21 protein-coding genes are annotated in these 23,461 nt (G+C 36.4%); 16 read left to right on the plus strand and 5 right to left on the minus strand.

What is annotated here, in order from left to right; all coding sequences use genetic code 11:
- The first annotated feature begins 292 nt into the window (after positions 1-292).
- The 8 genes from ASG22_RS19665 (at position 293) to ASG22_RS19700 (ending at position 6,974) form a co-directional block, all read left to right on the plus strand.
- Complete coding sequence (locus ASG22_RS19665) at positions 293-766, plus strand: cupin domain-containing protein (protein ID WP_055988290.1); 474 nt, start codon at positions 293-295, stop codon at positions 764-766.
- A 25-nt stretch (positions 767-791) separates the two neighbouring features.
- Positions 792-1,967 carry an NAD(P)-dependent alcohol dehydrogenase gene (locus tag ASG22_RS19670; protein WP_055988292.1) on the plus strand — a complete coding sequence of 392 codons (1,176 nt, stop codon included), beginning with the start codon at positions 792-794 and terminating at the stop codon, positions 1,965-1,967.
- A 77-nt stretch (positions 1,968-2,044) separates the two neighbouring features.
- Entirely contained in the window at positions 2,045-2,524 is a 480-nt protein-coding gene (locus ASG22_RS19675; protein ID WP_055988294.1) for a cyclophilin-like fold protein, read from the plus strand.
- A 95-nt stretch (positions 2,525-2,619) separates the two neighbouring features.
- Positions 2,620-3,036, plus strand: a complete 417-nt coding sequence (locus ASG22_RS19680) for a cupin domain-containing protein (protein WP_202966709.1) — start codon at positions 2,620-2,622, stop codon at positions 3,034-3,036.
- 167 nt (positions 3,037-3,203) lie between these two features.
- The gene (locus ASG22_RS19685) at positions 3,204-3,950 is read left to right on the plus strand and encodes an SDR family oxidoreductase (RefSeq protein WP_055988296.1); all 747 of its coding nucleotides are present in this window, start codon (positions 3,204-3,206) and stop codon (positions 3,948-3,950) included.
- Positions 3,951-3,966: 16 nt separating this feature from the next.
- Positions 3,967-4,623: a carboxymuconolactone decarboxylase family protein gene (locus ASG22_RS19690; RefSeq protein WP_055988298.1), complete on the plus strand. Its 657-nt coding sequence runs from the start codon at positions 3,967-3,969 to the stop codon at positions 4,621-4,623.
- Between the two features lie 225 nt (positions 4,624-4,848).
- Positions 4,849-5,742: a helix-turn-helix domain-containing protein gene (locus ASG22_RS19695; protein ID WP_055988300.1), complete on the plus strand. Its 894-nt coding sequence runs from the start codon at positions 4,849-4,851 to the stop codon at positions 5,740-5,742.
- 104 nt (positions 5,743-5,846) lie between these two features.
- Complete coding sequence (locus ASG22_RS19700) at positions 5,847-6,974, plus strand: NADH-dependent flavin oxidoreductase (RefSeq protein ID WP_055988303.1); 1,128 nt, start codon at positions 5,847-5,849, stop codon at positions 6,972-6,974.
- A 142-nt stretch (positions 6,975-7,116) separates the two neighbouring features.
- On the opposite strand, the gene ASG22_RS19705 is transcribed toward ASG22_RS19700, so the two are convergent.
- The 3 genes from ASG22_RS19705 to ASG22_RS21075 form a co-directional block, all read right to left on the minus strand.
- Positions 7,117-8,496 carry a hypothetical protein gene (locus ASG22_RS19705; RefSeq protein ID WP_055988304.1) on the minus strand — a complete coding sequence of 460 codons (1,380 nt, stop codon included), beginning with the start codon at positions 8,494-8,496 and terminating at the stop codon, positions 7,117-7,119.
- A 52-nt stretch (positions 8,497-8,548) separates the two neighbouring features.
- Positions 8,549-9,205 (minus strand): CPBP family intramembrane glutamic endopeptidase, encoded by a 657-nt coding sequence (locus ASG22_RS19710; protein ID WP_055988306.1) that lies wholly within the window; start codon positions 9,203-9,205, stop codon positions 8,549-8,551.
- Positions 9,206-9,273: 68 nt separating this feature from the next.
- Positions 9,274-9,987 (minus strand): helix-turn-helix domain-containing protein, encoded by a 714-nt coding sequence (locus ASG22_RS21075; protein ID WP_157844737.1) that lies wholly within the window; start codon positions 9,985-9,987, stop codon positions 9,274-9,276.
- 639 nt (positions 9,988-10,626) lie between these two features.
- Here ASG22_RS21075 and ASG22_RS19720 point away from each other — a divergent pair.
- From ASG22_RS19720 to ASG22_RS19755, 8 genes are all read left to right on the plus strand, one after another.
- Positions 10,627-11,304 (plus strand): hypothetical protein, encoded by a 678-nt coding sequence (locus ASG22_RS19720; RefSeq protein WP_055988309.1) that lies wholly within the window; start codon positions 10,627-10,629, stop codon positions 11,302-11,304.
- 10 nt (positions 11,305-11,314) lie between these two features.
- The gene (locus ASG22_RS19725) at positions 11,315-12,013 is read left to right on the plus strand and encodes a hypothetical protein (protein ID WP_131726221.1); all 699 of its coding nucleotides are present in this window, start codon (positions 11,315-11,317) and stop codon (positions 12,011-12,013) included.
- 103 nt (positions 12,014-12,116) lie between these two features.
- Positions 12,117-12,812, plus strand: coding sequence for a hypothetical protein (locus ASG22_RS19730; protein WP_185113828.1), 696 nt, complete (start codon positions 12,117-12,119; stop codon positions 12,810-12,812).
- A 176-nt stretch (positions 12,813-12,988) separates the two neighbouring features.
- Positions 12,989-15,490 carry a PIG-L family deacetylase gene (locus ASG22_RS19735; protein WP_055988314.1) on the plus strand — a complete coding sequence of 834 codons (2,502 nt, stop codon included), beginning with the start codon at positions 12,989-12,991 and terminating at the stop codon, positions 15,488-15,490.
- 100 nt (positions 15,491-15,590) lie between these two features.
- Positions 15,591-17,282, plus strand: a complete 1,692-nt coding sequence (locus ASG22_RS19740) for a sodium:solute symporter (protein ID WP_055988317.1) — start codon at positions 15,591-15,593, stop codon at positions 17,280-17,282.
- 38 nt (positions 17,283-17,320) lie between these two features.
- Complete coding sequence (locus ASG22_RS19745) at positions 17,321-17,839, plus strand: DUF2911 domain-containing protein (protein WP_055988319.1); 519 nt, start codon at positions 17,321-17,323, stop codon at positions 17,837-17,839.
- A gap of 193 nt (positions 17,840-18,032) precedes the next feature.
- Entirely contained in the window at positions 18,033-20,063 is a 2,031-nt protein-coding gene (locus tag ASG22_RS19750; protein WP_055988321.1) for a TonB-dependent receptor, read from the plus strand.
- A gap of 279 nt (positions 20,064-20,342) precedes the next feature.
- Positions 20,343-21,662: a PQQ-dependent sugar dehydrogenase gene (locus ASG22_RS19755; RefSeq protein WP_055988409.1), complete on the plus strand. Its 1,320-nt coding sequence runs from the start codon at positions 20,343-20,345 to the stop codon at positions 21,660-21,662.
- A gap of 183 nt (positions 21,663-21,845) precedes the next feature.
- Here ASG22_RS19755 and ASG22_RS19760 read toward each other — a convergent pair whose 3' ends face one another.
- Together ASG22_RS19760 and ASG22_RS19765 are read right to left on the minus strand one after the other, a co-directional pair.
- On the minus strand, positions 21,846-22,739 hold the full coding sequence (locus tag ASG22_RS19760) for a cation diffusion facilitator family transporter (RefSeq protein ID WP_055988323.1): 894 nt from the start codon (positions 22,737-22,739) through the stop codon (positions 21,846-21,848).
- A gap of 153 nt (positions 22,740-22,892) precedes the next feature.
- A complete protein-coding gene (locus ASG22_RS19765) occupies positions 22,893-23,183 on the minus strand; it encodes a winged helix-turn-helix transcriptional regulator (RefSeq protein ID WP_055988325.1) in 291 nt (96 codons plus the stop codon).
- Positions 23,184-23,461: the final 278 nt, after the last annotated feature.

The raw sequence follows: 23,461 nt of genomic DNA on the forward strand, positions 1-23,461 counted from the left end.
AAATTCCTAAGGCTGAAATCGAAGATTAGACGCAAGCTTTTTAAACTGTGAACTGTAATTTTTTCTGATTTTTTCCATACTCTTAAAGGTAAAGTGTAGAAGAATTATACCCTACTAAAGTTATCAACTCCAATTTTTCCTTACCAAAAATATTGAATCAGTGAAAATGGTAAATTATTCAGTATTCTGTATAAAGTTTTACTTAAGTTAATCAATGAAATTTGTATTGTTCATTTATTTCAACCGAAATATTTGACCGATCAATTGATTTTTAACCCAAATAATAAATTATATGAAAAAATTGTCATCATATATTATCCCCTTGATCGTCCTTCTGGGAATTTTACAAATTGGATGTGCAGAGAAAAAAGACCTCAATTTTATATTTCCTCAAGGAAAACAGGGAGCCAAAGAAAATTTCACAGGAAATGCCTGGAATACAGAGCTGGTTGCCAACGACAGCATTTACAGCACCGTGGTCGGGAACGTCTATTTTGAACCTGGAGCAAGAAGCAACTGGCATACCCATCCTGCCGGTCAGATACTGGTTATCACAGATGGTGTTGGGTATCACCAGATCAAAGGGCAGGCGCGACAAACAATTAAAAAAGGAGATGTGATAAAATGTCCGCCAAATGTGATGCATTGGCACGGTGCAAGCCCTGACAGCGGGATGTTGCAGATGTATATTTTACCAAAAACAGAGAAAGGCATCGTAACCTGGTTGCAAAAAGTAACAGAGGAGGAATACAACAGTATCAATTGATTTTTAATTAAAAAAAATATTTAAAATGAAAGATAAAAATCAACTATCAAGGCGGAAATTCATTCTGCAAAGTACAATGGCAGGGGCAGGAATAATGCTTGCCAGTCCAATTTCACTTTTTTCACAATTAAACAAATCAAACAATATGAGCAATATAAAATCTAAAGGCTACGCAGGAAGAGACGAAAAAGGAAAAATAGAACCTTGGAATTTTGAACGCAGACCGGTAGGCGACAGCGATATTTTAATTGATATAAAATTTTCAGGTATTTGCCATTCTGATATTCATACCATCAAAGGACATTGGGGTCCGCAAAAATATCCGCAAGTTCCCGGTCACGAGATTGCAGGCATCGTAACTGCTGTTGGTAAAAAGGTAACCAAATTTAAAGTGGGCGATAAAGCAGGCGTAGGCTGTATGGTCAATAGCTGTATGAAATGTGACAGCTGCAAAAGCGGTGAAGAACACCATTGCGAAGTGGGAATGACAGGTACTTACGGTTCGCACGAAGCGTCATCGCCCACCGGAATTACGCAGGGTGGTTATGCCAACAACATCGTGGTGACAGAACATTTTGCCATTAAAATCCCTGAAAGTATCGATCTGAAACATGCTGCGCCATTACTTTGTGCAGGCATTACAACCTATTCGCCAATGATGAAAGTGAAATTTAAAAAAGGTGACAAAATTGGGATTGTAGGAATTGGCGGTTTGGGACATATTGCTGTAAAATTGGCGGTTTCAAAAGGTGCGGAAGTATATGCATTTACCACTTCACCTTCAAAAGTAAATGACATAAAAAGTTTTGGGGCGAAAGAAGTAATTGTGGTAAAATCTGCGGAAGATCTGAAACCTTATAAAGCCAAACTGGATTTCATGATTTCTACTGTTCCTTATGCTTACGAAATGTCGCCGTACATTGATTGCGTCAAGAAATATGGATTTTTCACACAGGTCGGGCAACCGATCAACGGTGAATTGACCATCAATAATTTCAATATGATTTTCAACAGAGTGAATTTCAACGGTTCGCTGATTGGCGGTATTCCAGAAACTCAGGAGGTGATGGATTATTGTGCCGACAACAAAGTGTATCCACAGATACAGGTCATTAAAGCATCAGAAATCAATGATGCGTGGGATAAAGTAGTCAACAAAGAAGCGAGATACCGGTATGTGATTGATGCTGCAACTTTTTAATGTATCAATTGAGTGAAAATCTTTCTGTTGAATCATTAATTAAGAGGAAGTCTATTAACCCATAAAAAAATAAACAGATGAAATCTATTGCAGTACTTTTTGCCGTAATGCTCACCTTTTCCTGCTGTGCAGCAAGCTGCAGCAAAGAAGACGAAGCTACACCCGCTCAAAATAACGGCAACCATAATAACAACCCCAATCCTATAGGCACCAAAATGAAAATCACCATCGGAACCGCCGTTTTTACAGCCACCTTGTACGACAATGCCAGTGGAAATGCCTTCAAAGCATTATTGCCACTCAACCTCAATATGACTGAACTGAATAGTAACGAAAAGTACTATGATTTACCCAACAGTTTGCCTACAAATCCTGCGGTTGGCGGGGCTATCAAAGCCGGAGATTTAATGCTTTACGGCAGCAATACTTTGGTGCTTTTTTACAAAAACTTCAATACCTCTTACAGTTATTCAAGGCTTGGACTTATCGATAATCCCGCCGGACTTGAAGCGGCTTTAGGTAATGGAAATGTATTGGTGAAATTTGAAATTAATTAAACTTACATCAAATGAAAAACGTCTTAAAATCAGTGGCCGCTACAATAATATTGGCCGCCATACTAATGTCGTGTGATAATAAAAATCAGAAAAAAATGAGTACAGATAAAAATTTAAACCAAATATTCCCGAAAGGAGAAAAAGGACCGGACATTAATTTTACAGGAAACGCCTACAATACGGCTTTGGTAGATGCCCACAGCACCTTCACTACTGCTGTGGGTAATGTATACTTTGAACCCGGCGCCAGAAGCAACTGGCACAGTCATCCCGCAGGTCAGATTTTAATCATAACCGATGGTGTAGGTTATCATCAGATCGAAGGGCAGCCGATTGAAATTATCAAAAAAGGAAGTGTGGTAAAATGCCCGCCCAATGTTCGCCACTGGCACGGCGCAAGTGCTGATGTAGGTTTACAACAGTTGTACATTGTTCCGAACACCGAAAAAGGAATTGTGAAATGGGAAGAAGCGGTAACGGATGAGGTGTATAATAAAAGGCAGGCGAATTAATCATCATAAAAACGAAAATTCGCAACCTTTAATTGTAAAACAGATCTTTAAAATAAAGTCAAAATGAAAAAAATCATTCAATCATTCTTTTTTCCTCGACCTAAGAGGGTGGAAAACTGCTGTGAAATATAAAACAGATTAAAATTAAAAAATTAATAAATCAAAAAATGGAAAATAATATCAAAGATAAAGTAATCATCATCACCGGCTCAAGCAGTGGAATGGGTGAAGCAGCCGCAAAACATTTGTCTGCACTTGGCGCAACGGTAGTATTAGGTGCCAGAAGAGCGGATAGAATTGAAAAATTAGCAGAGGAAATCAATAACGATGGCGGAAAAGCACTTGCCGTGGTAGCCGATGTAACGAATTTAGAACAAGTGAAAAACCTTGTTGATACCACAGTTCAAAAGTTCGGACGTATAGATGTCATCATTAACAATGCAGGGGTAATGCCATTATCCTTGGTGGAAAGCTTAAAAGTTGAAGAATGGAACACAATGATCGACGTGAATATTAAAGGCGTTCTCCATGGTATTGCCGCCGCTCTTCCGTATATGAAAGCGCAGAAATTCGGGCAAATCATCAACACGGCATCCGTGGCAGGTCACAAGATATTCAATGGTTCTGCGGTTTATTCTGCGACCAAATTTGCTGTCAGAGCATTAACAGAAGGCTTAAGAATGGAAGTAAAACCTTATAATATCCGAACAACAATTGTTTGCCCAGGGGCTGTTAAAACAGAATTATTGGAACAGATTACCGATGCAGATGTACGTAAAGCGAATGAAGATTATGTGGGAGAAGTAGGTATTAGCCCGGACAGTTTTGCCCGAGTGGTAGCTTTTGCAATTAGCCAGCCGGATGATGTGGACATCAATGAAGTGATATTCCGCCCGACAGCGCAGGAGCTTTAAAATAAAGAAAAAAATCATGGATAAACAAAAAACCGGTGCTCTCACTTCAAAAGAACAAAATATCGTAAAAATTGCCGCTTTTACTGCAATAGGTAATATTTTTAATTTGAAAGTTGCTTTTAATGAGGGATTAAATGCAGGACTGGCGATCAATGAAATCAATGAAATCTTAATTCAGCTTTATGCTTATTGCGGTTTTCCACGAAGCCTGAACGGGATCAACACTTTTATGTCGGTGATCGAAGAAAGAAAAGCCAAGGGCGTTGAGGACGAATCTGGTGACGAAGCATTAGAAGTAGAATCATCAGATAAATATTTACAAGGACAAAAAACACTGGAGAAATTATCCGGTGTATCACAATCTGGTCCATTAACAGGTGCGAATGCATTTGCGCCGGGGATTGATGTTTTTTTGAAAGAACATTTATTTGCCGATATTTTTGGAAGAGGTTTGTTAACTTATGCCGAGCGGGAATTGGCAACCATCACAGTTTTAGCAACGATTCCAGGTCTGGAAGGGCAATTGCAGTTTCATATTGGTGTAGGACTGAATGTTGGGTTGACGGAGAAGCAATTGCAGGATGTTTTTAAAATTATCGGAGAAAATATTATCGAAACTCAAGCAGAAATAGCCCGAACCGTTTTAGTGAAAGTAATGCAAGCAACTCAATAAAATCACAAATCACGAAGAAGTTAAAAATTTAAAATAAGATATGCTTACATCAATATAAAAACAGATAAATATCTACAGTATATCTGTTCAGAAAATTGAATGATAAAAATTTTAATAGATTTCTGTAAAAACTGTCTTAGGTAAAAATGTGCTATATCCTGCTACTTTTGTATCCGTCAGGTATCATTTAAAAACCGAAATTTGCATTGTAAATAATAGGTTAGAATGAAACATTATAAAGACATCAGCAGTTTCAACAGGGACATCGGGGTGGAAAGTCCTGAACATCCGCTATTCAGTGTAAGTTTTGGTCATAAAAGTGACGGAAGTATTGAGGATATTGTCTTTACGGCTGATTTTTATCTCATTTCTTTTCAGACATTTATTTCAGGAAGCATCACTTACGGGAAAAAAGAATTTGATCATGGTCGTGGGAAAATGATTTTCTTCAGTCCTAATCAAACCGTTACCTTTAAAAATGTAAAGGCGGAAGAAGGATGTTTTTTAATAGCCGTTAAAGAAGATTTTCTCTCAGGCACGGCTCTTTTTACGGAGATGAAAAATTATGGCTATTTTGATTACGAAACCAATGAGGCCTTATATCTGTCACCCAGTGAAGAAGAGACCATCTGGCATCTGGCCCGCACAATGCATAAAGAATCTTATAATAATACCGATAATTACAGCAAGCAGATTCTGCTGGCTCATCTTGGAACATTGCTTACTTATTCGCAGCGTTTCTACAAAAGGCAATTTATCAACAGGATTGAAACAACCGGTGCTTATGCCGGAAGATTTCAGCAATTGCTTGATGACTATTATAATGAAAATAAGGAAAAGGTTTTTGGTCTTCCAAATGTTTCCTATATGGCAGAAAAGTTCAATGTATCTTCCCGTTATCTGAGTGATCTTCTCAAACAGGAAACGGGTAAAACGGCTCTCGAACTGATCCACATTCATATTATAAAAGAAGCCAAAAACCTTTTGGCAGAAGGTAAACTGAATATCTCGGAAATCTCTTTCTCTCTTGGATTCGAAAACCCAAATTATTTTGCAAGGCTGTTCAAAAAAGAAGTAGGGATTCCGCCCAACGCTTTTAAAGACAGTAATTTAAACTAATTTTTTTTTAAATATTTTTCTTACCTGCAGGCAACTGGGGTGAGCCGCGCTTTTGCCTGAAATCCAAACAATAATCAATTATAATATTAATAAAATTAAATAAAATGAGTACATCAACACAACAATTATTTGAACCTTTTGTATTTAAAAACGGCGTAAAGACCAAAAACAGAATTGCAATGGCACCAATGACCACCTGGGCGAGCAATGACGACTATACCGTTGCAGACGATGAGATCAGGCATTACGAAGCCAGAAGCGTAAATGTCGGTTTGGTCATCACAGGCTGCACAAGAGTGACGGCAAATGGCATAGGTTTTCCCAATGAGTATGCTGCTTATGATGATTCTTTTTTACCGGGACTTAAAAAATTGGCTGCTGCGGCGAAAAAGGGTGGAGCGCCTGCCATTCTCCAGATCTACCACGCCGGAAACAAAGCGGTATTGGATCTTATTCCTGATGGTATTCCGGTAAGTGCAAGTTCTGTTGCTTTGGCGCCTTCTGCATTTTATGCTGGCGGTACGGTATCTCACGAGCTTACACACGATGAAATTTTAGAAATCATAAAAGCATTCGGGAAGACAACCCACCGAGCGATAAAGGCTGGATTCGACGGAATTGAACTGCACGGCGCCCACGGGTTTCTACTGCAGAATTTCTTTTCGCCCTATTATAACCAACGCACCGACTATTGGGGCGGAACTGCCGAAAAACGAATGAACTTTGCCTTGGAAGTTATTAAAGAGATTCAGAATGTTATTGAAAAATATGCTGACCGGCCATTTCTTTTGGGTTATAGAATATCACCTGAAGAACCCGAAAGTTACCGGGTAAATGATACATTTCCATTGATTGATACGCTGATCGATTCCGGAATTGATTATCTGCATATTTCATTGGCAGATCTGCTTCATCAGAAACCAATGGGTGAAGAAAATGGCGATTCAACCATCTTAAAATTGATTCTTGATCACGTTGGTGGAAGAATTCCGGTTATTTCTGCGGGAGGAATCAAGCAGGGCAGCGATGCTGTAGAGGCTATTGAAACAGGTTTATCTTTGGTTGCTGTTGGTCACGGTTTAATCATTAATCCTGATTGGGTGGAATTGGCAGCAAACGGAAAAAAAGCAGATGAGGTTTTAAAAATGTCGAAGGCCGACGAACTTGCCGTTCCTAAAAAACTTCAAGCATTTATTAAAGTTGCGACGGGATTTTTTCAAGTGGAAGAGTAAAAAAATGTTGTAACGGGATATAGAATTGACATTACGTATGACCGTAATTATAATATTTCCAAGAAAAAAGCCTCGCAATACAAAGTTGCGAGGCTTTTTCAATATGATCAGAAATGAGCTACATTATCTTTGATACAGCCATCTACTGTAATTTTTCAAATACAATCTTTGGATTTTCATTATTGATAATTTCATCTTCAAAAGATTTCCAATCAGATGAAGAGATTTCTGCTTCCTTCGCAATCTCAACAAAAAATGCATAATCAGTTTTACTATTTTTAGCTTCTAATGCTTTCTTAATCATTTTGTAAACTTTTTTTTCTCCAACTCTCTTTTCCAGAGCTAAAAGCATTATGGGAGCATACTTATATCGGTACGGCTCATCGATGTTCTCTGGTTTTGTGATCTTATTTAAAGGGATAAATACCTTTCCTGCCAGCGATTTCTCAGCATTTTTTATATAGGTTTCAGTTGCCTGTTTACCATATTCCTGTTCGGCCGCTTTTATAGAAAGATATTCCGGAAATGATTCCAGAAAAAACCATTTTAAAGATGAGTTGGGGTGCAATAGAGTTCCAAAATAATAATGCCCTAATTCATGCGCATAAAATGAATATTTAAAAATATGGTTGAATTTTTTTGTTTTGACATCAATTTCATTGTTGAATCGTCCGCCAGCCACAGCAATACTTGGAAAGGTTACAAATCCCCAGGATCTGTCGGGACCATAAGGTTCAACTGCCTTATGTTGGATGAAAGTGATTTCTTGTTGGTAGGGAATATTAAGTTTGCCGGCATAAAATGCTTTTATCGATGATATCTGCTGATTAAATGATTCTGCAATATCAGTCTGCATTTCTGCATTTAAAAAGCTGCTTTCTGAAAACTTTTGTATCTGATAATCACCTGTAAACAGCATCAGTCCGACTGCCTTATCACTTTTGAAATGAGCTGTGGGACCAGGTTGTGCTTCCGAACCGTTAAGGAAAATTGTTTTACAGTCCAAACATTCAACATTCAGGTCATAAGTAACTTCATCCAATTCCCGTTCATTTTTAGTGTCATACATGACAGGATACCATTTGCTTTGCTCAGAAGCCCTTAATGTTTTACCATTTAGTGCGATAACGCCCTTGTAATCATAAAAGTTCAAAGGGTCTGTATAGATTGGAAAAGCGCCTGAATAGGTAATGTTAATTACTTTGGGAGCAGCAACATATTTTTTTCCATCATGAATTCGATAACTCAAATAATCATCACCAGGTAGATTATTATATCTTAGTACATTACCACTATCTCTAAATAATTTAATATTCATGCCTCTGTTCAGATTAATGCGGAATGCAGTATCTAGTTTGGAAATATTGGATACATTGAGATCGGAGACGATAAGACCATCTTTCATCGAGATGCGAACCTTTCCACTGATATGAGGTGCTGTAGAATTTTGCGCAAAGATCTGATTGTAAATGAAAATCAAGAATATGAGTGCAAGGATCTTACTATAGCCGTTTTGTTTCATAGTTTTTTTATAGTTTTATTACTAATTTTAGATTTATAGTTGAACCTAATTTTTAAAATCCAGCTTTATACAGGTCTAAAAACGATGGTGCCGACAAGTTAAGGAAATCTACGAGAAAATGGGATAAGATCACCCATCTTAAACTGTTTGTTTTTTTGTAAGTAATTGACCAGACAATTCCCATTACAAAAGTTGATAGTGCTACTTCATATCCACGGAATAACTCTGACTGTATTCCGAAGACCAGATGATTTGCTGAGAAAAGAGTGCTGCTAAACAGGACAGACAAAAGCTTATTCCAGCTCCTCGTATAATTCAGCAAAAGTCCCCGCCAGTAGAACTCTTCCATCCAGGGATTGATGAGAGCAATCAGTATCCAGGGCAGCCAAACCGTCCAGTCATTCAAAAGGTGATTAAATTTTAAAAATATAGGGAGCGGAAGTAGCCCTAATATAACCGTAATTATAATCCATCCCCAATTTGTGTTGCGATTTTTCAACCACTGTTTCACAGAAGCTGTACCTCCATATTTCAATACAAAAAACATAAACATACACCATTCTGTTAATATGATCGGAATAAAAACCCATTTGCCAATCAAAGAACCAAAAACCAATGCTACAATAATATTGGTTGTGATAATAATAAACGGTGAGAAGATAACAAATTTCGAGTGGTACAAAACATTTGAATGTGGATGGTAATTCATTTTTTTTCTACAAATGTATTGTGCTCAGGAGTACTGTACGTCCGTACTTATAGATTAGGACTAAGAAATTAGGAATTAAAATTTTTAAACTGAGATGGGGTCATTCCGGTTTCCTCCTTAAATATTTTATTGAATGTTGATTTGGAATTAAACCCGGATTCAAAGGCTATACCAAGAATAGAGTAATGGTTGAACGCTGTGTTTTTTAGTTTTTGCTTTACTTCTTCCACACGGTATGAGTTGACAAATTGGTAAAAGTTGGTATTCAGATTCTGGTTGATGACCCGGGATAACTGATTGGTGGATACATTTAGCAGCGATGATAATTTTACAAGACTTAGCTCCTCATCCAGATAAGGTTTTTCGAGAAGCATATATTCCAATAATTTTTCACTTAATATTTTTGACCTCTCATCAATCTGAATAATTTCTTCTTTCACTTTACTGCTCTTAATAATCCCGGAATCCTGAACATAAATAATACTTTGTCGTAAACTGAAAAATACCATACATAATAAATATAAGGTCTGTATAGTTCCTATAATTTTAGAAATACTGTTTATGGGAAGATAATTCCATCTCGTAGAAAGCGATAAAATGGTGATGATGGTAATGAAAAGAATAATAAGAGACAGGAGAATATACTTTAACCAATTGAAATTTATTTTTTCAATTGCGGAGTAGAAGTTAGGCAGCATTTTCTGATATTTTTTCAATGTAAAAAAACAGAGAATAATATAAACAACCGGAATGATCGCCATCGGAATGGTCAGAACATTCAATATGAATTCATTTTGAATAGCAGAATATGGCAGATGATTCTTGAATAGGATTTCATGAAAAAATAAGGAAGTGACCAAAAAACACACATTGTACAGCAAATAAAATACAGCGTGTTTAATAATATGCTTTATATTAAATTCCAGCCCAAAAGTTAATCCGAGAGTATATAAATACAAAATACAGATGCTAAGTGTAGGCAGTGTGAAAAAAAAGGATTGAAGCTTTTGAGGAATGATGTCTGATGATAAATAATAAAAAAGGTTTGCTGCTGTTAGCAACAACCACAGTACTAAATAATGATCGGAGCTCCTCCTATGCTTTTTTGACATAATAAGCAGAACACATAGAATAGCCGCTATAATGCCGGAAAATATCATATTATCAAAAATGAAATTGTTCACTACAAATTTATGCTGTAATTAAGTAACGTAACTTACAAATAAATTGATAACTATAGTGATCTTTATGATTAAATTTTACTGAGATGTCGTTTAATTGGTGAACTTTTTCCAAAATTAAAAAAGAGCAATATTGTAAATTAAAAAAGAATCCATCTGTAATTTCTTAGATAGAAAGATTATTCTACAAATGTTTATCTTTTAAAGATGTATATTTACGTTGAGCCAAATCAATCACGTATGAAACTGAATATTTATTATAGTTTAGCCCTACTGGTATTTTTGTCCTGTACACCGGATGGGAAGAAAGAGAAGGCTGTTCTGTCAGAGAAAGTCGGTCATAAGGTTCCTGTCAAGAAAAAATTTGACCTTTTCAATATCACTTTCAAAGAAACCCTCAAAGACGCAGGCTTAAATGTCAAGGAGGATAGACAGTCTGCAGAAACACTGGAAGGATATGGCACTTTTGTAAGTTCATCCCCTTATATTTTGATTTTTGACCATCAGTCCCTTTATGGGAAGAACGCTACAGATCAAAACCAATTGGTGATGCATTACAGCTTGAATGAAAAGGTGATTTCGGCAATCGAATTGCATATGTATACATCTGATGCTTTAAAGAAGGTAGATTCGGTACTGATAAACAAATTCGGTGAGCCGGGTTTTACGGACAGTTACTCCAAGCATCCCGGTCTTGCTATAGATAAAAATGGAACGATGATGGATGGTCCTCGAGCTGATATTACTTACCAGGTATGGAAAAATACAAAGACCGGGATTTCTTATCATCTTCTACGAAATATGGGTTCTCATGGGCTTCGGTTTGCAGAACTGACGGTCATTAATGATAAAGGAAGTGATGCAGATAGCTGGATCAGATTTAAGAATTACGATAAGTATCCAAAAAAATTCAACTAACACATTAACTATGAATAAATTCTCGGCAGTATTACTGACACTCATCTTTATAGGCTGTAATAAAACGACCCTTGATCTCGGTAAGATTGATTTCAGCCAGCCAGCTTCAGTATACCTTAAAGGGTCTAAAGGTGAACTGCAATACGGACACTGGGAACTGGCAAAAAACGATGCGGCACAAGACGACCCGAAATTGAAGCTCGTAGGAAGGTCAGAGATAAGTACGGTTTACCGTATTACAAATTCTTCAGAAAAGAATCAGTTTTCTTTCCTTGGCTATCCTTCCATTGAAATGATGGGAATTGAAATGGTAGAGTATAAAAATAAGCTGGTATTTTATAGTATGTACCCGGAAGGAAAAAAAACTCCTGAAATCCTTTTAAAGCTTAAGGAGAAACTGGGCAAACCGAGTGGTGTAGTCCTTGATACCCTGGGAAAGACCAATATACTTTTACCGCCCATATTAAAGACCCTCCCTAAAAATGACATCAAATACTTCACAGATGAATATGGTGATCAACAGGTTTCTTTTCCTGAACATTATATATGGAAAAGAAACGGTATGCTTTACCAATTCACACTCTTGAAAGGTACAAAGATTGTTACCAATAAGATAGTAGCAATTGATATCAATGCTTTTAAGGACAGGATTATATTCGGGTATCATATGCCGGATAAGGATCCGATATTAGGAAATTATTTGAATTAATAGAAAAGTTGGGCACTGCTTAGCTGCCAACCTTATTGATAATAGGATTTGTCCTTGTAAATAAATTTAAAACTAAAAGAGAATTATGATCACAACGAAAAAAATGAAGTTAAACGGATATCTAAGGATCATTGGGCTCATCCTATTTAGCTTAGTTTCGCAACAGTCTTATGGACAAAAATTTGATCTGCTTTCACTCGAACTTCCAGTATCGGAGAGTAGTATCACTTCAAAAATTAAAATAGAAGACCAAAAATTTCAGTCAGTTAATTTAAGTGAATATCTTTCATTAGAAAAGGATGCGCTGAATTTTAATGGAAGATCGCTGTACGGCAGTATCGATAACAGTCCTGATACATCCTATCTTGCCAATGGAGTAAAATTTTACATTGATAAAAAAACAAATCTTGTAGAGGCGTATCGTTTGGATATAAAAACTACTGCAGAAACTCGTCAATTGGAAAAGTCGCTGGTAGATAAATTTGGAAAAACTTTTTACTACTACAAAGATAAAGATATGAATTTCAGGATCTGGGAGTATAATGGCAGCACTTATTTTTTGGAAGTGAATGCAACAAGCGTTTATAATGGCCAGCATACCATCTCCGGAAATCTATGTGTTATCAGCAATAGATCAACGGAATTCTACAATAACTATTTGGCAGGTGGTTTTGGTTATTACGCTGATTATCTGAGAGCGAAGAAAAACACTAAGAAAAAGGGATATACCTATAACGACTTCTTAAATGAAATGAAAGCAGAAGACAGAGATTATTATCTGAAAAAAGTTGTCAGATAAAGTATAGTATGTTGGTAGTCATTCGATTGTATTCTACATGATGTTGCAATGATTCAGATATTGATAAATATTTTAAATGTTATTTATTTTAGGTCGTCGACAAGAAATATATTGCTTTTTCTTTAAAGATTGAAAGAAAAACGATTTACTTATATTTGCCCGCAAAGCAAATTCATATGTTCAAAAAAGTAAGTACTGTATTTATCTTTGGATTTTATACAGTTTTTTGTTCGGCCCAACAGGTTCGACCTTCAAAATCATCTGAAATTTACCGCGAAATCAAAACGCTTAAACACCTGCCTAAAGTGTTGTACCTTGCGGCTCATCCCGATGATGAAAATACAGGATTACTTTCTTGGTTAATCAACGATCAAAATGTGGAAACGGGCTACTTGTCTTTAACCAGAGGTGATGGCGGTCAGAATTTATTAGGCACAGAGCAGGGTGCTGCCTTGGGTTTAATCCGAACACACGAGCTTTTGGAGGCAAGAAAGTTAGACGGTGCCCAACAGTTTTTTACCCGAGCAATTGATTTCGGATTTTCTAAAAATACGACTGATACTTTTAAACAATGGAATGCAGACAATATTACAGCAGATGTGGTTTGGGTCATCCGTCAATTCCGTCCTGATGTGATTATTTGTCGTTTTCCACCTACTGCTGCTGCGGGTCACGGACAGCATGCTGCTTCGGCAGTGGTGGCAGAAAAAGCTTTTAAACTGGCAGGTGATAAAACCGCTTTCCCAGATCAACTGAAATATGTGAATGTTTGGCAGCCAAAACGCATCTTATGGAATACTTTCCGATTTGGAACCAACAATACAACGGCTGAAAATCAATTGAAAGTGACCGTGGGACAATATGATGCGCAACTGGGAATGGGTTATGGTGAACTGGCAGGATTAAGCAGAAGTTTACATAAAAGTCAGGGTGCCGGAACACAGTCTGTAGCCGGCATCAAAACTGAATATTTTTCTCACGTTGCAGGTGAACCAGCCAAATCAAGCCTTTTTGATGGATTGTCTAAAACGTGGACTTCACAAGGGAATTCTGATATTGACCAGTCATTAGATAAAATTATTTCTACTTTTAACTTTAATAATCCAGACCTTAGCTTGTCTGCATTGCTTTCATTGAGAAAAAAGGTTTTGGAACTAAAAGATGCAGATCTGAAAAGAGATAAACTTAAATCTCTTGACCATATTATTTTAAGCTGTGCCGGATTTATGGGCGAGGTGGTTACCAATCAGGCTGAAGCGGTTGCTGGAGATCATTATAATTTCAGACTAAATGTGATTTCAAGAGCTGAAAATCCTGTCGTTTTAGAAAATGTAAAATGGTTAAATCAATCAGAAAATTTTAACAGAAAACTTTCAAAAGATTCTTTAATTACCATTCAGCATGATATTCAGATTCCTGCTAATGCAGCACTCACAGAACCTTATTGGTTGGCAAAACCAGCTGTGAATGCGGCAACATTCTCTGTTCCTAATGATACTTTAATAGGTTTACCCGAAGTAGAATCACCCCTAAATGTTTTGGTTGATTTAAAAATCGATTCGGAGAAATTTCAGGTTAAACTGCCTTTATCTTTCAAGAAATTAGATCCCGTTCGTGGAGATGTAGTTGAAGCTTTGCGTATTGTTCCTGCTTTGGAACTGAAATTTACTCAACCGCTTTATTTAGTTAAAGAAAATGAAGATTTACCTGTGAGTTTAAATGTTAAGGTTAATTCCAATAAACAGTTCAATAATGGTAAAATTAATCTGATTTATAATGGACAAAATTTAGGAGGTGTTGATGTAAAATCACTCAATGGAAAAGATACGACCATAGATTATTTGATTCCAAAAGCTAAACTTGCCTCAATAAAATCAAATCAGTTGCAGTTGGATGCCAATTTTGTTTCAGATGGAATCACGTATAATAAAAAACAAGTATTAATTCAATATCCGCATTTACCTTCTTTACAGTATTTTGCGCCTGCAACAGTAGCGGTTATGAAAGGCGATATTCAGTCTAAGGTTAAAAAAGTGGGTTATGTACAAGGTGCAGGAGATTTCATTCCTGAGTTTCTACGCATTGCTGGTATTCAGGTAGATGTATTAAAGGATGAAGATTTTTATGGCAATTCAAATGAATCTGGAAACGGCAGTCAAAACAAGTTGTCACAGTATGATGCCATTATTTTTGGTGTTCGTGCCAATAATACAGAAAAAAAACTGGGTCGCTGGATGCCATTTTTATGGTCTTATGTAAAAGCCGGAGGTAATCTGGTGATGCAGTATAACACCAATCAGGATACAACCGTTGATCAATTGGGAGTGTATAATTTTACGATTGCCAATAAACGTGTTACCGAGGAAAATGCTGAGGTTAAATTTTTAAATCCTAATCATAAATTACTGAATTTTCCAAACAAAATTACGACAAATGATTTTAAAGGTTGGGTTCAGGAACGTGGTGCCTATTTCCCTGTTCAATGGGATTCAGCGTATGAACCGCTTTTTGAAATGCACGACACAGGTGAAGAACCTTTACAGGGATCAACTTTATATGCCAAATACGGGAAGGGTAATTTTATTTACACACCTTTGGCATTTTTCAGACAACTTGCTGCGGGAAATGTTGGGGCAGCCCGTTTATTTTTAAACTTTTTATCTGCACAGAAAAACTAATGAATAAGCAACTTAAAAACTGGAAGATCTGGTACATCCTATTAGCTGTTGCGTTAATAGGTCAGATCGCATTTTATTATTGGTTTACTAAATTCTGGGCATGAGTACGATAGATTGGACGGTTCTTATTTTTACACTAGTTGCCGTGGTTGTTTACGGCGTATTCATCGGTCGTGGACAAAAAAGCAACGAATCTTACCTTAAAGCAGATAACAAAATGCCTTGGTACATTGTGCTGATCGGAATTATGGCGACTCAGGCAAGTGCCATTACCTTTCTTTCGGCACCGGGACAGGCGTATACAGACGGGATGCGTTTCGTTCAGTATTACTTTGGTTTGCCTTTGGCGATGATTGTGATTTGTATCACTTTTATACCGATTTTTCAGCGATTGAATGTTTACACGGCTTACGAATATTTGGAAAACCGTTTCGATAAAAAGACAAGAGTACTCACTTCACTGCTTTTTCTTTTTTCCAGAGGTTTATCAACGGGAATCAGCATTTACGCTCCGAGTATCATCTTGTCAAGTGTTTTAAACTGGAATATTTACTTAACCAACGTTTTAACAGGTGGAATTTTGTTGATTTACACTTATGTTGGCGGTGCAAAAGCGATTGCTCACACTCAAAAATTACAGTTTCTCATTATTTTGGGAACAATGGCTTTTGCAGGGTATCTGCTTATTCAGAATATGCCGAATGGAATTGGCTTTAAAGATGCACTATATCTGGCTGGGAAATCAGGAAAACTCAATGTAATCACCACAGAATTTGACTGGAAAGATAAATACAATATTTGGAGTGGGTTAATTGGCGGTTTTTTTCTGGCATTGTCTTACTTCGGGACAGACCAGAGTCAGGTTGGGAGGTATATTACGGCGAAAGACAATACCAATGCAAAAATGGGTTTGCTGTTGAACGGATTGGTTAAAATTCCGATGCAGTTTGCAATTCTCCTGATTGGTGCTTTGCTTTTCACTTTCTTTTCTTTAAAACCGGCTCCGATTTATTTTAACGAACGCTCTTATCAACATTTAAAGGAAACACAACCTGAACAGGCTGCAGTATTTGAAAAAGAACATCAGGATTTACAACTAAAATTTAATGCAGAATCGAAAGAAATTTTAAAATTGAAAGAAACGCAATCTCCCGAACTTAATAAAACCGTTCAGGATTTTAAAAATACACAAACCGAGGTAAAAGCACTTCACGGAAGGGTAGAGAAAGCTATTAATAATTCAAACTATAATGCGGAGAAAACAGATACGAATTACATTTTCCTGTATTTTGTAAAAAATACCTTGCCTGTTGGGATGATCGGGTTATTATTTGCCGTCATTTTTTTGGCAAGTTGGGGCTCAATCTCGGCAGCACTGAATTCCCTTGCTGCCTGCTCTTTAAAAGATGTTCATTTAATATTTAAGAAAGAAATTCCTGATGATACTACAGAATTGAAATACAGCCGCCTGCATACTTTAGCCTGGGGTATTTTCTCAATCGGTGTTGCCATGTTTGCCACTCAAATGGGTTCTCTAATCGAAGCAGTGAATGTTTTAGGTTCTCTTTTCTATGGTCCGATATTGGGGATTTTTCTTGTCGCATTTTACTACAAAAAAGTTGATGGGAAGAATGTATTTATTTCCGCAATATTATCAGAAATTGCGGTTATTACCGTTTATCAGTTTGATATCGTTTCTTTCCTTTGGCTTAACGTAATCGGGGCAGCGGCGGTAATTATATTTTCGGCAATCGGGTTGTTGTTTTATAAGCCGAAATCAGTAAATTCGTAAACGAATAAATAACAATTAAATAAACAAATAAAAATAGTATGAAAACAATGATTAAATCTGCGACTGTACTTTTTGCTGCAATGACGATTTCAGTAAATGCATTTGCACAGGACACTAAAAAACCTGCAAGTCCTCCGGCTACTGCAACGGGAAAAATTAAAGATGCAACCATTACCGTTGCCTACAGTAGTCCTTCTGTGAAAGGTCGTACAATTTGGGGTGATTTAGTTCCTTATAATAAAGTTTGGCGTGCAGGTGCCAATGAAGCTACTACTTTCGAAACGGATAAAGATATTACCGTTCAGGGTAAAAAATTGGCTGCGGGTAAATACAGTTTTTTCTTAATTCCTAAGGAATCCGGAACATGGACTGCGATTTTTAACAAAGAGCCAAAACAATGGGGCGCTTATAAATACGAAGAATCTAAAGATGTTTTACGTGTTGATGTTAAAACAAAAGCTTTACAAACGACACAAGAAAATTTAGTGTACAAAGTGAACAATAATGGATTCACAATGGATTGGGATAAAATCTCAGTTCCTGTAGAGATAAAATAAGTTTAGATATTAGAAATTAAATCCCGTTAATTCGGGATTTTTTTGTTATTATGTATTTGAATGTTCTTTATCACTTAAAATAAATCTAGACCCTATTCTTGAAGTTTCTCAAAAAAGCATAAAAAATAAGATACTGTTATTAAATAAATGCCTGCCAGCAAAAGAAGTATAATTTTTGCTTTCTTTCATTTTAATGATAAAATTATATACTCTTCCTCTCTTTTTATATGCTTCGCTTTTATTTTCTCAAAGAAAAGATTCTGTTGCGCTCATTTCAGAAGTAAGAATTGATACTTATAAAAAACCGACGGCGTTTATTAATTCCACAAAATCCGTTTCAGTAGTTTCGGAAGATCTGCTCAGGCAGAATACACCTGAAAGAATGCTGGAATCCATCAATCAGACTGCGGGGGCAAGAATGGAAGAACGTTCTCCGGGAAGCTACAGAATTTCTCTTCGCGGAAGCACTTTAAGATCACCTTTCGGGGTTCGGAATGTCAAAGTTTATCTTGATGATTTTATTTTGTCAGATGCTTCCGGAAATACTTATTTCAATAGTATATCTCCCCAACTCATCGATAGAATGGAAATTTATAAAGGTCCTGAAAGTGGTGATTACGGAGCGGTAACAGGAGGAACAATACTTTTAAAAACAAAAAATTCAGAACAACTATCTTCCAATTTATCGATTGGAAGTTATGGGACTTTTAATCAGAATTTTAATCTTTCGAAACAGATTGGAAAACATTTTTTTGAAATTTTTCAAAATTACTATCAGACCGATTCTTATCGTGAACAATCTAAAGTTCTGCGAAAACAGATTTTTGTGAAGGACAATTTTCAATATTCAGAAAAAGGAATGTTGAAAGGAATGCTAATGTATTCAGACCTCAATTATCAAACACCTGGCGGACTGACTTTAGAACAAATGAATATCAACAGAAAACAGGCAAGACCAGCAACCGCATCTGCTCCCGGTGCCAATGAACAAGATGCTGGGATAAGAAATAAAATGATTTTAGCAGGACTTTCTAATGAGTATCAGTTAAACCCCAATTTTTCTCATTTTATTCTGGTTCAGGGATCTTATGTAGATTTTGAAAACCCCTTTATTACCAATTTTGAAAATCGGTTTGAGAATAATCTGGCTCTAAGAACGCATTTCAATTTTGAAAAAGTAATGCATCACATTTCCTTAGCTTACCGAATTGGTTTTGAGGGCGGAATTAATACGATGATCATTAAAAATTATGACAATAATAAAGGAATTGAAGGAAATCCGCAGAATTTTGATCGATTGAAAAATGCTTCAGGCTTTTATTTTCTTTCACAAAAATTAAATGTGAATGAAAAATTATTCACAGATATTTCTATAAGCCTAAATTCAAATTCCTATGACTGGGAAAGAACCTATCCTGAGATCCAAACAGGAAAAGTAAATTTTAAAAATCAATGGTTACCAAATTTTGGAGTGACTTATTTGCTTGGAAAAGGGTTTTCGGTTCGGGGAAAAATAGGAAAAGGTAATTCTGCTCCTACGAATGAAGAAATCCGTTCTTCTAATCAGGAATTTAATACCAATCTTAGTCCTGAATATGGCTGGAATAAGGAAGCTGGTATCAGGAAACAATTCGGTAATTCTATTTTTATCGAAGGAAGTTATTTCGATTTTCGGATGAAAGATGCGATTGTAAGAAGACAGAATGAAGGAGGGCAGGAATATTTTGTCAATTCGGGGGAAACGGTTCAGAAAGGGTTAGAACTCCTTTTGGAATCTAAGAATTTCAATTTTAAAAATGATTTCTTCAGCTATTTTAAATTTAGATTCTCAGGAAGTTTTTACCAATTTAAGTTTAAAGATTACCGGCAGAATGAAAATGATTTTTCAGGAAATGATTTAACCGGCGTTCCAAGAACTGCAATCAGCAGTTTATTGAGTTTTACTTTTTTTAAGAAACTGAATATTGATTATTCCCATTTTTATACTTCTAAAATTCCTCTGAATGATTCCAATTCAGTTTGGTCAGAACCAAATTTAATTGGAAATGTGCAATTTAGATTTCCGTTAGATTTTGAAAAGACAAGAGTCAATTTATATCTTCAGATTCAGAATTTATATAATGAAGATTATGTTTTAGGATTTGACATCAATGCTTTTGGAAACCGCTATTATAATCCTGCTGCAAAACGAAATTTCGTACTGGGAATGCAGGTTCAGTTTTAGGGTTTTGATGCTTTATTACCCTCATAATTCAAAATATGGCTTAATTTCTGTATTAATACGATAACACCAAAATGTATTAATATGTATAAAAAAATGATGAAGGTCGGATATAATCTTTTTGGAGCGATTGTTACCAAAATTATCTATGATCAAATCAAATAAAGTTTAAATTCCTTCGTCACACGCAGGGATTTTTTATTAGCAGATAATACACATAATTATTCAATGTTGGCAGTCTGCTTAAAAAAAATAATAAAACCTTATATCAAAAAAAATAATATGAAAAATTACCTTTTGCCCTCAGTCGCTGTGCTGCTGTTCAGCTGCAAGAAAACTGATCAAACGAATAAGTCCTCAGGACAGGAAAAAGAAATTGCCACACAGACCGATACATTAAAATTACCACCTCCTGATGAAAAGGGAGCAAAGAACAAGTTCAGTAACGTCATTGGCTGGCCTAAAGATAAAGCACCAACAGCTCCGAAAGGGTTTACTGTTACCCGCTTTGCAGACAATATCAAAAGCCCCAGAAATATGATACAGGCAGAAAATGGAGATGTTTTTGTGGTGCTTTCCAACTCAGAACGTTCTACTGCCGAAAAAATCAAAAATGATATCAGTGGAAAAAGCGATGCCGAAGTAGGAGGAAAATCTGCCAATAAAATTATTCTTTACTGTGATGCTAATAAGGATGGAATCCCGGAATCCTCATCTGTCTTTTTGGATAATCTTAATCAACCGTATGGAATGCTGATCATCAAAGACCAGTTTTATGTTGCCAATACAGATGGTCTTTGGGTTTATCCTTACAAGATGGGAGATTTGAAAATTACCAAACCGGGTAAAAAGATTGTCAATCTGCCGGCAGGTGGCTATAACAACCATTGGACGAGGAATCTAATAGCCAGTAAAGACCAGTCAAAAATTTATATCTCTGTTGGGTCTGGCAGTAATGTCGGTGAAAACGGAATGGAAAATGAAGTCAGAAGAGCTAATATTCTTGAAGTAAATACCGATGGAAGTGGCGAAAAAATCTATGCATCAGGTCTTAGAAATCCTGTGGGAATGAGCTGGAACCCTGTAACAGGTGCATTGTGGACGGTGGTGAATGAAAGAGATGAATTGGGTGATGAGTTGGTTCCCGATTATTTAACGAGTGTAAAACAGGGCGCATTTTACGGCTGGCCTTATGCTTATTTTGGTAAAAACGAAGATCCCAGAAGAAAAGGAGAGAAGCCGGATATGGTCGCTAAAACAATTGTTCCGGATGTACCTTTGGGCAGCCATACTGCATCTTTAGGACTAACATTTTACACAGGCTCGCAGTTTCCTGATGTCTATAAAAATGGTGCTTTCATCGGACAGCACGGTTCATGGAATCGCTCTTCATTAGTTGGGTACCAGGTTGCATTTGTTCCTTTTAAAAATGGAAGACCTTCTGGTTCTTATCAGCCATTTCTGACAGGGTTTATAGCTAATAAAGAAAAAGGCGACGTGTACGGAAGACCCGTTGGAGTTCTTCAGACTGCTGATGGTTCTTTACTGGTAGCAGATGATGTAGGAGGAATTGTTTGGAAAGTATCTGCGGATAAAAAATGACTTTAAAAGTGTGCTACTTAAGCTGTATCGATGCTTATTGTACTTTAAGTGATAAAATATTGACCAATTAAAAATTATATTTTTTTTTCGGATAGGCTTTACGACTTCAATACAAATGTTTACCCTCTGGAAAGCCGGAGGGTTTTTCGCATAATGAAACATCTCAAAATCTGATGGTATAAATTATTCTGGCTGAATAATGACAAAATGAACCAATGGAAATTCTTTTTTTATATTTTCCCGAATACGCTTTATGGCCTCGGTGATCTCTTCGGTATCAAGATGATCTTCGAAATCGATGATGAGCATCAACACCACTTCCTCGGGTGATTGGTAAGTGGAAAGTATACTTTTTGTTCTTAAAACCGCAGCATCTTTTTCAGCTAGTTTGGCAATCTTCTCTCTCGTTTCGGGTGCTATCCCTTCTCCCATCAATAAACTTCTGCTTTCTCTGGCCAAAATGAAAGAAACAAAAACCAGTATCAATCCCACAATAACCGATGCCAGCCCATCCAGTTCCGGTATCTGGAAAGAATGGCTGATTCCCATCAATATCATAACAACAATAAGACCTGACACGGCTGCCCCATCTTCAAAGACTACGAGAAAACTTGCGGGATCCTTGCTTTTAATAATCGCATCCCACCATTTCAGTCCTTTGCGGGTTTTGTTGAATTCTTTGACGGCTATAAAAAGGGATGTGCCCTCGAAAATAAGAGAAAGTATTAGAACAATATAATTCCAGAAGGGGTCTTTCATTACTTCAGGTTCTATAATGTGTAGAATTCCCTGATAAATTGATAATGCACCACCAAGCCCGAATATCAATATGGAAACAACAAAAGACCAGAAATACAATTCCTTGCCATAGCCAAAAGGATGAAACTCATCTGCCGGCTTTTTGCTCCTTTTTAATCCATACAATAATAACAGCTGGTTGGTGGTATCAACAGTGGAGTGGATCCCTTCAGAGATCATAGAAGAACTGTTGGTGAATGCCCCTGCGATAAATTTTGTCAGAGCAATCAGCAGATTGGCGGCAAGTGCACTATAAATTGATTTATGATTATTGGCCATTTTTGAAACTAAGATATTTAGGTATAAAGATTATTTAACTTTTCAGCGTAAGTAAGTCACTTTATAATTTGTTGTCAACTGGTTTTCTTCATTCCCGATATGATACGTTTTCTATGGATAAAGCCCCAGTCTGCAATAGTATTGGTAAGCTAGCTACTGGAGAGATTTACCATAGTCTGTGATCTGATATTCTACAGCGATAGGCACCGTGTTGAGGACGTGACGGTCAATCAATTCATTGGTTTGCACATCTTTTGACTCGCAGCTGAGCATCTTGCAGGAAATACCCTTAACTTCTTTCAGCAATTCTGAGTATTGCATCGGCTTATAGCATAGACAGTCAATAATGGACATTTTCCATTTCATATTTAAAATTTTCATTGTATCAATTATTGCCAGTATTTTTTGGCTGCAGTCCTTCACCAGATCAAATTCTTTTTTCATACGATTCACTTGGTTACCCGGTTCTCACTATAACTTTTTATCACTTGGATACAAATATACACATTGAAGATCTAACTTTGCTTCTTTGTGAAAGCAGATGTTATTTTATAATCTATCAACTTCAGAGCAATATTTTTATCATTTTATTAATGACTTTTAAATAAGTAGGGATTATTATATTTGTAAACTTGTAATTGTTTTATAAATAAATATTTTTATAAAAAGTTATTTTTAAAAATATTATAATGATATTTATTTAATTTTAAATATTTTAGTCG

Origin of the sequence: Chryseobacterium sp. Leaf405, assembly GCF_001425355.1 — a bacterium.
Taxonomy (GTDB): domain Bacteria; phylum Bacteroidota; class Bacteroidia; order Flavobacteriales; family Weeksellaceae; genus Chryseobacterium.